At 35.9% G+C, this 13,308-nt stretch carries 15 protein-coding genes; 9 read left to right on the forward strand and 6 right to left on the reverse strand.

Going from position 1 to position 13,308, the window contains the following annotated elements; genetic code table 11:
• Window positions 1–42 precede the first annotated feature (42 nt).
• The 3 genes from carB to dapD are packed head-to-tail and all read right to left on the reverse strand — an operon-like array spanning window position 43 to window position 5,032.
• On the reverse strand, window positions 43–3,240 hold the full coding sequence (gene carB, locus BN1225_RS05735) for a carbamoyl-phosphate synthase large subunit (RefSeq protein ID WP_041138835.1): 3,198 nt from the start codon (window positions 3,238–3,240) through the stop codon (window positions 43–45).
• Window positions 3,240–4,313 (reverse strand): carbamoyl phosphate synthase small subunit, encoded by a 1,074-nt coding sequence (locus BN1225_RS05740; protein ID WP_041138836.1) that lies wholly within the window; start codon window positions 4,311–4,313, stop codon window positions 3,240–3,242. The genes carB and BN1225_RS05740 overlap by 1 nt, the downstream gene beginning before the upstream one ends.
• Before the next feature lie 14 nt (window positions 4,314–4,327).
• Complete coding sequence (gene dapD / locus BN1225_RS05745; protein WP_041138837.1) at window positions 4,328–5,032, reverse strand: 2,3,4,5-tetrahydropyridine-2,6-dicarboxylate N-acetyltransferase; 705 nt, start codon at window positions 5,030–5,032, stop codon at window positions 4,328–4,330.
• Window positions 5,033–5,347: 315 nt separating this feature from the next.
• Between dapD and BN1225_RS05750 the strand changes: the two genes are divergently transcribed.
• Window positions 5,348–5,578 (forward strand): hypothetical protein, encoded by a 231-nt coding sequence (locus tag BN1225_RS05750; RefSeq protein ID WP_041138838.1) that lies wholly within the window; start codon window positions 5,348–5,350, stop codon window positions 5,576–5,578.
• Window positions 5,579–5,590: 12 nt separating this feature from the next.
• On the opposite strand, the gene BN1225_RS05755 is transcribed toward BN1225_RS05750, so the two are convergent.
• Window positions 5,591–5,854 (reverse strand): hypothetical protein, encoded by a 264-nt coding sequence (locus BN1225_RS05755; protein ID WP_041138839.1) that lies wholly within the window; start codon window positions 5,852–5,854, stop codon window positions 5,591–5,593.
• Between the two features lie 472 nt (window positions 5,855–6,326).
• On the opposite strand from BN1225_RS05755, the gene BN1225_RS05760 reads away from it, so the two are divergent.
• Together BN1225_RS05760 and BN1225_RS05765 are read left to right on the forward strand one after the other, a co-directional pair.
• Window positions 6,327–6,848, forward strand: a complete 522-nt coding sequence (locus tag BN1225_RS05760; RefSeq protein WP_052466378.1) for a hypothetical protein — start codon at window positions 6,327–6,329, stop codon at window positions 6,846–6,848.
• 62 nt (window positions 6,849–6,910) lie between these two features.
• Complete coding sequence (locus BN1225_RS05765) at window positions 6,911–7,462, forward strand: Sir2 family NAD-dependent protein deacetylase (protein WP_041138840.1); 552 nt, start codon at window positions 6,911–6,913, stop codon at window positions 7,460–7,462.
• 111 nt (window positions 7,463–7,573) lie between these two features.
• On the opposite strand, the gene BN1225_RS05770 is transcribed toward BN1225_RS05765, so the two are convergent.
• Window positions 7,574–8,299 (reverse strand): glycerophosphodiester phosphodiesterase, encoded by a 726-nt coding sequence (locus BN1225_RS05770; protein WP_041138841.1) that lies wholly within the window; start codon window positions 8,297–8,299, stop codon window positions 7,574–7,576.
• A gap of 138 nt (window positions 8,300–8,437) precedes the next feature.
• Between BN1225_RS05770 and BN1225_RS05775 the strand changes: the two genes are divergently transcribed.
• The 6 genes from BN1225_RS05775 to BN1225_RS05800 all read left to right on the forward strand — a co-directional run bounded on the left by BN1225_RS05775 (window position 8,438) and on the right by BN1225_RS05800 (window position 11,513).
• The gene (locus tag BN1225_RS05775; protein WP_041138842.1) at window positions 8,438–8,977 is read left to right on the forward strand and encodes an HdeD family acid-resistance protein; all 540 of its coding nucleotides are present in this window, start codon (window positions 8,438–8,440) and stop codon (window positions 8,975–8,977) included.
• Window positions 8,978–9,095: 118 nt separating this feature from the next.
• The gene (locus BN1225_RS05780; RefSeq protein ID WP_041138843.1) at window positions 9,096–9,299 is read left to right on the forward strand and encodes a helix-turn-helix transcriptional regulator; all 204 of its coding nucleotides are present in this window, start codon (window positions 9,096–9,098) and stop codon (window positions 9,297–9,299) included.
• A complete protein-coding gene (locus BN1225_RS05785; RefSeq protein ID WP_041138844.1) occupies window positions 9,296–9,724 on the forward strand; it encodes a DUF6442 family protein in 429 nt (142 codons plus the stop codon). Before BN1225_RS05780 ends, BN1225_RS05785 begins: the two co-directional genes overlap by 4 nt.
• Window positions 9,725–9,791: 67 nt before the next feature.
• Entirely contained in the window at window positions 9,792–10,256 is a 465-nt protein-coding gene (locus BN1225_RS05790) for a VOC family protein (protein WP_041138845.1), read from the forward strand.
• Window positions 10,257–10,275: 19 nt separating this feature from the next.
• Complete coding sequence (locus BN1225_RS05795) at window positions 10,276–10,866, forward strand: GNAT family N-acetyltransferase (protein ID WP_041138846.1); 591 nt, start codon at window positions 10,276–10,278, stop codon at window positions 10,864–10,866.
• 191 nt (window positions 10,867–11,057) lie between these two features.
• Window positions 11,058–11,513: a helix-turn-helix domain-containing protein gene (locus BN1225_RS05800; RefSeq protein ID WP_041138847.1), complete on the forward strand. Its 456-nt coding sequence runs from the start codon at window positions 11,058–11,060 to the stop codon at window positions 11,511–11,513.
• Window positions 11,514–11,641: 128 nt separating this feature from the next.
• Here the strand turns inward: BN1225_RS05800 and BN1225_RS05805 are convergent, their stop codons facing one another.
• Complete coding sequence (locus BN1225_RS05805; RefSeq protein ID WP_041138848.1) at window positions 11,642–13,009, reverse strand: MATE family efflux transporter; 1,368 nt, start codon at window positions 13,007–13,009, stop codon at window positions 11,642–11,644.
• Between the last annotated feature and the right edge of the window lie 299 nt (window positions 13,010–13,308).

Below are 13,308 nucleotides of genomic sequence, written 5' to 3' on the forward strand. Positions count from 1 at the left end.
TCAATAACACATAACCCTACAGCTTTCACTGCAGGGTATTTTTTAATCTAATTTTGTGATATCAATTAAATTCAGTTTTTTAACGTGATGTTTTTCCATACTGGTAATCAATGCTTTTGCTGTGTCTAGAGAAGTGAAGGTAGAGACACCCGATTCAACAGCGAAACGTCTGATCAAAAAGCCATCCCGTGCTGTATTATTACGACTTGGAATATTAATAATTAAATCGATCTTATCCTCTAAAATCAAATCATAGATCGTATTTTCTTCTGCACTGATACGATTAACTAAAGAAACTAGAAGCCCATGCTGTCTTAAAAATTCATAAGTACCTTGGGTGGCATACAGATGATAGCCAAAAGAATAAAATTGTTTGGCAATTGGCAAAAATTCCTCTTTAGAAGCATCTTGAATCGTACAGATCATATTTTTGTGTTTTGGCAGTTCCAGTCCGGTTCCTAAAAAGGCTTTATAGATAGCTTCATCAAATTCTGTTGAAATCCCTAATACTTCTCCGGTAGATTTCATTTCCGGTCCTAAACTGATCTCTGCTCCCTTGATCTTTTCAAAAGAGAAGACCGGCATTTTGACCGCAACTGTCTTTTTTGTTGGATACAGACCATAAGTATACCCCTGTGCTTCGATGCTTTTTCCCATGATCACATTTGTCGCAATATCTACCACCGGTAAATCGGTTACCTTTGAGATATATGGAATCGTACGGCTGGAGCGGGGATTGACTTCAATGACATAAACCTCTTGAGCATAGAGGATAAATTGGATATTGATTAACCCAATCACATGCATCGCTTTTGAGAGGCGTTGAGTATAATCGATGATTTTCTCCTGCACAGCTGCATCTATAGATTGTGGTGGATAAACTGAAATACTATCTCCTGAATGAACACCGGCACGTTCAATATGCTCCATAATACCGGGAATTAAAATGCCCTTTTCATCACAAATGGCATCTACTTCCACTTCTTTTCCTGATAGATACTGATCGATTAAAATAGGATGTTCCTGATACTGATGATTAATGATTTTTATATACTTTTCGATATCCTGATCATTTAAAGCAATTTCCATTCCCGCTCCTCCTAATACATAAGAAGGACGAATAAGTACCGGATAGCCTAATTGTCTGGCGGCGGCTAAAGCTTCTTCAACAGTGTAAACCGTATGTCCTTGCGGACGCTGAATCCCACATTCTTCTAACAGGGCATCAAAACGTTCACGATCCTCGGCAGCATCAATCGCATCGGCTGTGGTTCCTAATATCCTAACCCCCATTTCTTCTAATGCATGGACTAATTTAATTGCCGTCTGCCCGCCAAATTGCACAATGGCACCCTCCGGTTTTTCAAGTTCTACGATATTTCTTACATCCTCTTTTGTCAGCGGTTCAAAGTAAAGACGATCGGCGATATCAAAATCAGTGCTGACAGTTTCCGGATTATTATTAACCACAATGGTTTCATATCCGGCTTTTTTTAATGCCCACACGCAATGAACACTGCAATAATCAAATTCAATTCCTTGTCCGATGCGGATTGGTCCCGAACCTAATACCAGTATTTTCTTTTTATGTGAAATACTGCTTACTTCATTCACTCGATTGTAAACAGAATAGAAATAAGGAGTGCTGGCTTCAAACTCAGCGGCACAAGTATCGACCATCTTATAAGCCGCACAAATGCCGTATTGCTGCTTTAAGTGCTGAATTGTTTGGCAAGACTGCCCACTCAATTTAGCAATGACTTCATCTAAAAACTGCATATGTTTTGCTGTTTTCAATAATTCTAAATCTAATGGTCCTCTCTTTAAACGCTCTTCCACTTCAATCAGATGTGCTATTTTATCTAAAAACCATCGATCTATTTTAGTGATGGCATGAATGTCATCTATCGAGATTTGACGGCGAAGACTTTCGGCAATGACGAATAAACGCAGGTCACTTACTTCATTCAGCTTATTTTTCAATTCATCATCTTTTATTGTGGTTAATTCGTCTAAATAAAGGTAATCTAAGTTTTGTTCTAAAGAACGAATGGCTTTCATCAATGCGCCTTCAAAATTATTACTGATACTCATGACTTCGCCTGTTGCTTTCATTTGTGTCCCTAAGTCACGGCTGGCATCAGCAAATTTATCGAACGGCCATTTAGGAATCTTGCAGACAATATAATCTAAAGCCGGTTCATAGGAAGCATAGGTCTGTCCGGTAATCTGATTGATGATCTCATCAAGGCAATACCCTAAGGCTATTTTCGCTGCTAATTTCGCAATGGGATAACCGGTCGCTTTAGAAGCTAAGGCAGAAGAACGGCTTACACGAGGATTCACTTCAATCACGCAGTATTCAAAACTAGATGGATTTAATGCATACTGAACATTGCATCCGCCTTGGATATCCAGTGCTGTGATTATTTTTAAAGCAGAAGTACGAAGCATCTGATACTCCTTATCGGATAAGGTCTGACTAGGAGCAACCACGATACTATCTCCGGTATGTACACCAACCGGGTCTAAGTTTTCCATATTACATACGGTAATGCAATTTCCACTGCCATCACGCATGACCTCGTATTCAATTTCTTTCCAACCGGAGATACATCTTTCAATCAAACACTGCCCTACTCTCGATAAACGCAGTCCGTTTCCGCAAATATCATGAAGTGCCATAGAATCATGAGCGATCCCGCCCCCGGTGCCACCTAAGGTATATGCCGGGCGTACTACTACCGGGTAGCCGATTTCATTCGCAAAATCGATAGCCGCTTCAACATTGGTAACAATTTTCGATTGCGCACAGGGCTCTTGAATATTCTCCATCAATTTTTTAAATTCTAAACGATCCTCTGCTAATTTGATGGTTTGGGTAGAGGTTCCGATAGTTCTGACATGTTGTTCTTCTAAAAAACCTTCATCGGCTAAACTCATTGCCAAATTCAAGGCATTCTGCCCGCCTAAAGTAGGGAGAATACTATCTGGTTTTTCTTTAATAATCAAATCTTTAATCACCTCTATTGTCAGTGGCTCAATATAGACTTTATCGGCAATAAATTTATCGGTCATGATCGTTGCCGGATTGCTGTTGATCAAAATCACTTCGATGCCTTCTTCTTTCAATGCTTTGCAGGCCTGTGTTCCGGCATAATCAAATTCTGCTGCCTGACCGATTATTATCGGTCCTGACCCAATGACTAATACTTTTTTGATTCGTGTATCTTTTGGCATTATCTTCTCTCCTCTATCATTTTAGTAAATTCATCAAATAGGAATTCAGTATCCTGAGGTCCCGCACACGCTTCCGGATGAAACTGTACCGTTTGAATCGGTTGTCCATGATATTTCAATCCTTCTATTGTCTGATCGTTGACGTTCATGAACCATACTTTCGCAATCGATGCATCGATGCTGCTTTCTTTAATCACGTAATTATGGTTTTGAGTGGATATGTATACGTGCCCATTGATAAGATTCTTGACAGGATGATTGGCACCATGATGCCCATATTTCAATTTTTCTGTTTTAAAGCCCTGTGCCAATGCCATCAGCTGATGTCCTAAACAGATCCCAAAAATCGGGATTCCGCTTTTGATCAACTGCTTGATTTCACCGATAATCTCTGTACATTCACTCGGATCTCCGGGACCGTTGGAAAGTAATATGCCATCGACGTTCATAGCTATCACTTTTTTGGCAGGCGTAGACGCCGGCACTACAATGACTTCATACCCACGTTTAATTAAATGTTCGGCAATATTTCTTTTTGCCCCAAAATCATATAAAGCAATCTTTTTATTTCCACTGCTGATTGTATGAATAGAATCACTGGTTACTTTTTCTACGACATGTTCTACTTTATACGCTTTGATTTGCGGTAATACTTCCTGAATATTTTCATACTTTTGCGTTGTAATCATTCCATTCAGGCAACCTTTTTGGCGAATGACTTTAGCTAAATGGCGAGTATCAACACCGGCAATACCTGGAATATCATTTAACTTTAAATAAGTATCTAAATCCATTTCAGTTCTAAAGTTGCTGCCGATACGTGAGAGTTCACTGACAATCAGTCCTTCTGTAAAGACACTGGAAGATTCTTGATCTTCTAAGCAAACCCCATAATTACCAATAAGCGGATAGGTCATAATGACAGACTGTCCTGCATAAGACGGGTCAGTCAGGATTTCCAAGTAACCACTCATGGATGTATTAAAGACCAACTCACTTACAACTTCTCGTTTGGCACCAATACTTATTCCTTCAAAGCTGTCTCCATTTTCTAATATTAAATATGCTTTCATATATACCTCTTTCTTTAAATCTGTCTTAAATCATCCATCAGTTTTGTTTTTTCGATCGTTTCTGCTGTCTTTTTCTGTTTGATTATTTTTGCCGGATTCCCTGCTGCTACAGCTCCTTTAGGCACATCATTCAAAACAACACTGCCTGCCCCTATAACCGCCCCTTGACCAACATGAACGCCTTCTACGATAACGGCATTAGCTCCCACCAACACATCATCTTCAATGACTACCGGCTTTGCACTTGGGGGTTCAATCACGCCGGCTAAAACAGCGCCGGCACCAATATGACAACGTTTTCCGACTTCTACGCGTCCGCCTAAAACAGCTCCCATATCAATCATTGTTTCATCGCCAATCTTACAGCCAATATTGATAATCGCCCCCATCATGATGACTGCCTGATTTCCAATCGATACCTGCTCACGAATAATGCTTCCCGGTTCAATTCGTGCATTAATCGCTCTCATATCCAATAAGGGAATCGCACTGTTGCGGCTGTTTTGTTCTAAATGGTAATGTGTGATGCAATGCTGATATTGCTTTAAATAGGCTTGGACTAAATCTAAGTCCCCTATTAAAATGCGGCTGCTTTTTGTGCCAAATACTTCAATGTGACTGTCTGTTGGCAGATCATGTCCGTTAACATAAACTTTCACAATGGTTTTCTTTTTTGATTCCTTAATATATTGAATAATTTCTTCTGCTGTTTGACTCATAAACTTCCTCCTTTTTATTGCAATGTACACATTTAACCAACAAAAAAAGGAGACATAACTTTATTCGTTATCTCTCCTCTTATTTAAAATTGAAATTTAAAAACAAAGTTACTTTCAATAAGCTCCTTTGCTTTTATTTTGTTGTCAATGTGAAAACTTCATAAATACACTCGTATTTTATCAGCTTTACTTCATAATTTCAAGTTTTTTAGCTAATAACCACAGATGCTTTTATTTATCTGATAAAAGATTGTGGCGATGGAATAAAATGTTTTCCCTAAGAACATAATAGTAGTAATCTATAGGAGGCAGCTTATGCAATTAAATGAACACCAAAAATTCTTTTTAAGGGCTTTTAAAGAAACCGTTTGTATCACGCGTGATCAAAACGGACGAACATTTATCTGTAAAGATAAACCAATTTTAGATCGCGAACTAGGAGAATGGGAAGATGCTGATTTTATTGAACTAGACCCACAGTTATTCCCCGATTTAGATTGGCAGACACTCTATTATGCAGAAACGATGCTAAAAGAAGAAAAATAAACCCACTGTGGTTTATTTTTTTAATGAAAGCAATTCTTTAGCTTTAACGACATCTTTCTTTTTTACATATAAAGTGTACATTTTTGAATAGTGTCCATCATCGTAATCTAATGGTGAAGGATTCGAATAACTGGAAAATGTATTTGGCATTCCTGCTAGATCCGATTCAATTCCTTCTTTGGTTTTAATCCCTTGATCATTTAGAATTCGAGTCATTTCAGCAATTTGATCACGATCATAGCTGGAAAATATGTCTGTAAAGAGCCAATTCAGCATTGTTTATCCCCCATTTCCTATAACTATCTTAATTTTATCACATATCATAGGATCTTCCTATAAGTTGTTTAGATAAACATCACTTATATACTTTATGCTTTCTTCTTCATTATTACCGATGCACCTAGTAAAGATAAGCTCATAAACACAATATATGAGTTAAAAGCAGTAAGATCTCCAGTATCGGCTATTACATTATTTTCTTGTTCAATAGGGACTAAAGGAGAGGAGGATTAAATATCTTGTTTAGTTCCTTCTTCATATCTTTTAACAAAAATTTATTATAACAATCTTTGTGTTTTATTACATTTATTAAAAAATCTAGTATAATAGTGATATATCACTTAAAATAGGATCTTCTTAAATAAAATGGCATAATGATAGATGAAAATTATCATTTTTGCTTAAATCAGAATTAGTTAATAAGGTGAATTTTCGCCTTTATTCATTATCAATCAGGAAAGGGATTAAAATGAAAGATTACACTATTACTAGAACGGAATTAATAACAGTCTTAGAAAAATGTTTTATAGAATTATATACTAATGATGATTACCTGATAGCTCATAAACCTGCTATGCCAAGTTCGTATGACGAACATCTTTGTGAAAGAACCATTGTTTTTAGATTTGCATATTATCTGCAAAAATATTTAGAAAATAATAACTTACTAAATAAGCTTGTTGTGGATTGTGATTATAATAGAGATGCTTATGACATAAAGTCAGTTGGGCGTTTTGTGAATGGTACTTATCCTGATGTGATTGTCCACCAAAGAGGAAATAATAAACATAATTTTTTGGTAATTGAATTTAAAACCTATTGGAATAGGGATGTACAAAATGATATTGATAAAATCACAGGTTTTTTGGTTGAGTATGACTATAAGTATGTCATGTCCATTATATTAGAAAAAACATTACAGGAGACCCTTTTGCAAATCAATGATCATTTATGGGATCAATCTATTTTAGAAAAACATGAAAGTTTATAGAAAAGTATTTTTGAATTTTATCAGAACTTAACTATATATAGAAATGAAAAGGAGATGTTTTAATGAAAATTATAGCCTTTACCGGAGCCGGTATCAGCAAACAAAGCAATATCCCTACCTTTATGGAAAGACCCGATGTCAGAGAAAAACTATTTAGAAGTTATGCCAACAGACACCATGAAGAATATAACGAAGTCATCAAACAATTAAAAGCGAATATGAACGGTGCACAACCCAATGATGCTCATTATGCCTTAGCAGAATATAAAATTCCAATTATTACCATGAACATCGACGGATTGCATCAATTAGCCGGAAGCAATGCCTTGGAACTGCATGGCGGTTTACCGGAAGATGATGAGATGGAGATCGCTTGGTCCCTCTACAACAAACCGGTACTATATGGAGATCCAGCCCCAAATTATCAAAAGGCTTATGAAATGGTTTCTGCTTTAGAGCCTAATGATGTTTTTATCGTTGTGGGTTGTTCCTATCATACGGCTATAGCCTGTGATTTAAGAGAACTAGCTAAAAGCAGAGGGGCAAAGATTATTGAAATTCAAGAAGATGCGGCTCACAATGTCAGAAAGACAATAAAAGAACTATTAAAATAAGAAAAAAAGATACCAAAAATGAGGTATCCCCTAAATATTAGACCTTATAAATGCTGCAGTTATTACAACTGCGGTGCTTTTTTATTCAGTCATGATGACTAGGCTTGTCTCTTAATCACCGTTTTTTATAGCTAATGCAAGATCTGGATAATTTGTAATCAGACCATCTGCCTTCATATCAATAAAACGTTTCATATCTTCACGTTTATTGACTGTCCATGTATTCACCATAATTCCCTTTTGATGAGATTCTTCAATATAGTTAGGAATCTGTAGATTGGCATAAAATGGGTGCAAAGCATCTGCCTGAATATGTGCCGCATAATCCCAAGGCTGAACGATTCCTTCGGCATAAAGCAATCCGATTCTTGCATTTGGATCTATTGATTTTACCGTCATCAAGGTATAATGATTAAAAGAAGAATAAATTACCTGTTGTTCTACACCGTATGCTTTTACTAACTGAATTACTTTTTCCTCGATTCCCGGATAACCATAAAAATCTGTTTTAAGTTCAATATTTAATAAAATACCGGTACTTTTCACTAATTCCAATAAATCGGATAATAAAGGTAATTTGCAAAATTCATATTGTTCCATATGATTATTATAATTAAATGCAGATAATTGTTCATACGTACAGTCTTTAATATAACCTAACCCATTACTGGTTCGATCAATCTTTTCATCATGAATGATGACCACGTGTCCGTCACGTGTAAGATGGACGTCGGTTTCGATTCCTTCTGCCCCTAATCCGACTGCTAGTTTAAATGCTTCCATCGTGTTTTCAGGAGCATAGCCACTGGCTCCGCGATGTGCGATTATTTTTGTCATTTCTATTCACCTCGCAACAAATTATAGCATAATCTCCGCCTTAAATATCCCCGTTTACAATAATTTAACAAATTTAATTTTATAATAATATTCCCTATTTTTCTTATTATGGGCTATAATAAAGAAGGAGGGATTTCTATGTCAAAATTTACACAGAGATTAAAAAGAGAAGTGATTGTATCTTCAATCATATATATATTGGTTGGATTCATTTTCTTGTTTTATCCAACGATGAGCGCTAATATTATTGCCTATATATTAGGTGGAACTATTTTAGCATTTGGAATTGGCAAAGTCCTTGTTTATCGCAAACAGGAAGAAATTCATATGAATGACCGTATGGATTTGCTGATTGGGGCAATCGCTTTGGGTGGTGGTGTCTTTATATTCTTTAATCCACCGATTGTTTTATCTATTTTGCCATTCATCGCCGGAATTTTCATGATTATTGAAGCATTCTCACTTATGCAGACGATCCAGCCGTTAAAAACAGATAAGAATGTTTATAATATTTCGTTTGTTTTAATGATTATTTTATTTGTTGGTGGAATCATTATATTGATCAACCCATTTAAAGTTGCTAAGACTGTATTAATGATTATCGGTGCTTTCTTTATCTTTGATGGCATCTCTCAACTTTATGCGACCAATCAAATAAAGAGGCTGATGAATCGCTAAGCACTTCACTATGAAGTGTTTTTTATTACAGTCATATGGAAAGCTAGCTTGACATATACAATAAAAGTTGTATAATAAAAGTATGGAAAGTTAACTTTACATAAAAAGGGGTGATACTTTGAAAAATCGTTTAGAAGAAATACGAAAGCAGCATGGAATCAAACAAGAAGAATTAGCAAGTGCTTTGGAAGTATCCAGACAGACAATCGGTTCATTGGAAAATGGGCGCTATAATCCTTCTATTCTACTTGCCTTTAAAATTGCCCATTACTTTAATCTGCGTATTGAAGATATTTTTATCTATGAGGAGGAATTAAGATGAAAAAGAATACGAGTATTTTAATCACTATTTTAGGTACTGTTTTGCTGGCTGTCGGGCTTTACATGGTTAGAGCCATTATTGATCCTCAAGGTATCATGAAAACAATGCCCTATCTCGCCATTGGACTTGGCTGTGGAATGTTTGGGCATGGACTCGGTGAACTTTATAATCGTCATGTGATCGCAAAAGACCCCAAATTAGCAAAACAAATGGAAATTAATCAAAAAGATGAACGTAACGTGATGTTGGCAAACACTGCCAAAGCAAAAGGATTTGATATCATGACCTATGTCTTTTCTGCCTTGCTTTTAGCTTATGCTTTGATGGGAAGTGGCTGGGAAATCATTATTCCATTTGTCATTGCCTATTTATTTGTTGAAATATATGCCGTTTATTCTCGTGTAAAAATAGAAAAAGAACAATAATTTTAAATGAAATGACTTTATTTATTCATAATGCTAAAATAAGACTATAAACTAAAGGAGGAATACAATGAGATTTACAGGAACCGTTCTTTCAGTAGCTGACATTCATGCTGCCAGAAAATTTTATGAGGATCTATTTCATTTAGAGGTTTATCAGGATTATGGTATCAACATCATGTTCACTTGTGGTATATCTTTACAGCAGGATTTTGATTGGCTGGTAAATCTTCCTAAAGAAAAGATTATCGCATACCCAAATAATATAGAATTATGTTTTGAGGAAGAAAACTTTGATGATTTCCTAAAAAAATTAGGAAACTATGAAATTGAGTATCTTGGTGATGTGATCGAACATAGCTGGGGACAACGTGTCATTCGTTTCTATGATTTAGATGGCCATATCATTGAAGTAGGAGAATCAATGAAAAAAGTCATTCAGCGTTTCTTGAATACCGGATTAACGATGGATGAGGTATCCATTAAAATGGATGCTTCGGTTGAAGACTTAACAAAACTGTTAAATGCTTCTTAAAAAATGAAAGGATCAACCTATGACCAATACACCAACTTTAAAAACAGAAAGACTTATACTAAGACAATTTAATGAACAGGATATGGAGGCCCTGTTTGCTATCTATAAAGATGAAGAAGTCAATACATATTTACCTTGGTTTCCGCTTTTGTCCATTGAAGAAGCCGAAGCCTTTTACAAAGAACATTACGCTTTGGCTTATCAGCAGCCCTATGGTTATCGATACGCAATCTGTTTAAAGGAAGATAATATCCCCATCGGTTATGTTCACGTCAGCATGGAAGACGCCCATGATTTTGGCTATGGCTTGCGTAAGGAGTTTTGGCATCAAGGGATTGTCAGTGAAGCAAGCAAAGCCGTCGTAGAACAACTAAAAAAAGATGGTTTTCGATTTATCACCGCAACACATGACATAAAAAACCCTCGCAGCGGCAATGTGATGAAACAATTAGGCATGCAGTATAAATACTCTTACGAAGAACTTTGGCAGCCTAAAAATATCTTAGTAACCTTTCGCTTATATCAATTAAACTTTGATGGATTAAAAGATCGTGTCTATGATAAATACTGGAATATGTCTGAGGTACATTTTATAGAAACTGATCTATGATTCAAAGTTAGAGAACGCTGACAGCGTTCTTTTTTATTTTGCATATTCATTGTGTATGTCTGCTCTATCAAGTAAAATAACAGACTATATGGCTACAAAACAAAATTCCTCTTGAATTCTCCATACAGGGGGTCGTCTTTCATCTATTATTTATATATAGTTAATTTATAAAACAAGGAGGAACAGCATTTATGAATCAGCTTATGATTGGAAAATATATCGCTAAAAAAAGAAAAGAGAAAAATCTAACACAAATACAACTAGCAGAAAGACTAAACGTATCCAATAAAACAATCTCAAAATGGGAAAATGGCAACTGTATGCCGGATTACAGTGTGATAGAAAGCTTATGTCAAGAACTAGATATCACGGTTGCCGAATTAATGGATGGAGAAGATACCGAACAAAACAGTATCCGTATCTATGATAACGCTCAAATGATCGATTTAATTCAAAGAACCCAGCAATTAGAAAAGCAAAAGAATATCCTATATGGAATCTTACTCATTTTACTGGGTATTGGGTTATTTATCATTTCAAGAACAATCGTGATTGTCCATTTTTTCTCAGGCTTACTTTTTGGTATAGCAGTAGGTATTGTCTTAGTTGGTGTTTACTGTATTTTCTTTCATTTAGCGAAAAATTAAACTTTTTATTTTAAACAGGAGCATGAATAAACGATTCTCCTTTTTATAAACTCTATTCATCCCTTTGATTCCTTATCTTCTTAAATCACTTGCCGGTTATTAAGCAATAAAAAATGATATAGACTAAGCTATACCATTTCTTTCACTAAATTTTCTTTTGCTTTAAATTGGAGCGATAATCGTTTCACCATATGATGATAATATGGAATCAATAAAACATCGGCTCCGATCCAAGCAATCGGACTGGCCATACAAATACCGGCAAAGCCAAACATGCCTGACAAAACAATTGCCGCAATGACACGCATGATCAGTTCCATTGCACCTGAAAGCATAGGAATAAAGCCATTTCCTAACCCTTGAATTGTAGAGCGATAAACAAACAATAACCCAAGTACCCAACAGAATGCCGCAACAAAGCTCAGATACTCCTTAGACGTGTTAATAACGTTCATCTGATCCGCTGATACGAATAATTGTGTGAACAGTCCCCCGCAGAAGTACAGGATAATTCCGCCGATAACACTATAGGCAACGACCAGCTTCACACTAGAAAGCAGTCCTTCTTTGACACGATCAATTTTACCTGCTCCTAAATTCTGCCCGGCGAAAGTCGCCATCGCCATTCCTAAAGTCATCGTTGGCATCGTAAAGAATTGTTCGACTTTAGTACCTGCCGTATAAGCCGCTACCACATCAGATCCCAATTGATTAATTGTCCCTTGTAAGATCATTACTCCTAAAGCAGTAATCGAAGAAGACAAGGCTCCGGGAATTCCAATTTTTAATAAATTTGTGATAATTTCTTTATCTAGTTTAAAATGACGTTTCGATAAATGTAAAATCGGATATTTCTTTTTCGTATAAATAAAGCATAAACCAAAGGCTATCGCTTGTGCCAAGATCGTCGCATAAGCAGTTCCTTCTACTCCCATATGAAAAACAACAATAAAGACGATATCCAAAATAACGTTTAATACAGATGCGATAATTAAGAAGATCAGCGGTGTTTTACTGTCTCCTAACGCTCTTAAAAATGAAGAGATCATATTATAAGCAATGGTTGCAATTGTTCCGGCAAAGATAACCGAAATATACTTATAAGAATCATTAATGATATCTGAAGGTGTGCGCATCACTTCCAGCAATAAACGAACACCACTGACACTGATGATCGTCACAACCAAGGTAATCGCAGCTCCCAAAACAATCGACATTCCGACTGTATGTCGCAGTCCTTCTTCATCGTTTGCACCGAATCTTTGGGCAACAATGACAGAAAAACCGTTTGCTAATCCCATAATGAATCCTAAAACAAAAAAACTGATACCACCGGTTGCTCCCACCGCCGCCAGTGCTTTTACTCCTATAAAATTTCCAACGACGATTGTATCTGCCATTGAATAAAACTGTTGAAATACATTTCCGATCAACATCGGGATTGTAAACAGTAATATTAATTTTAATGGTTTACCATTTGTCATATCTTTTGACATATTCTCACCCCTAACTGTTTCAGTTTATCATAATTTGGATTATATGCTTTCTTTTTTCAAATATTGATAAAAGTACTAAAAGCTAAATTTACCTATGATTTCATTGATTTTCAAAAGTTTTTTTGCTAGTATGAGATAATTGTATTACTTTTTATTGCAAGTTTCCATTTATCTGTGGTATACTATAAAAGCAAAAGAAAATAATTATGATTCAACGTATCACTGGTATTAGAGAATTGTATATTATCACTTGTGTACAGAAAATCTAATATTTAGTGATTTTTTTCTACATAAAGTGC

Source organism: Beduini massiliensis, from assembly GCF_000829905.1.
Classification (GTDB): domain Bacteria; phylum Bacillota_I; class Bacilli_A; order Erysipelotrichales; family Coprobacillaceae; genus Beduini; species Beduini massiliensis.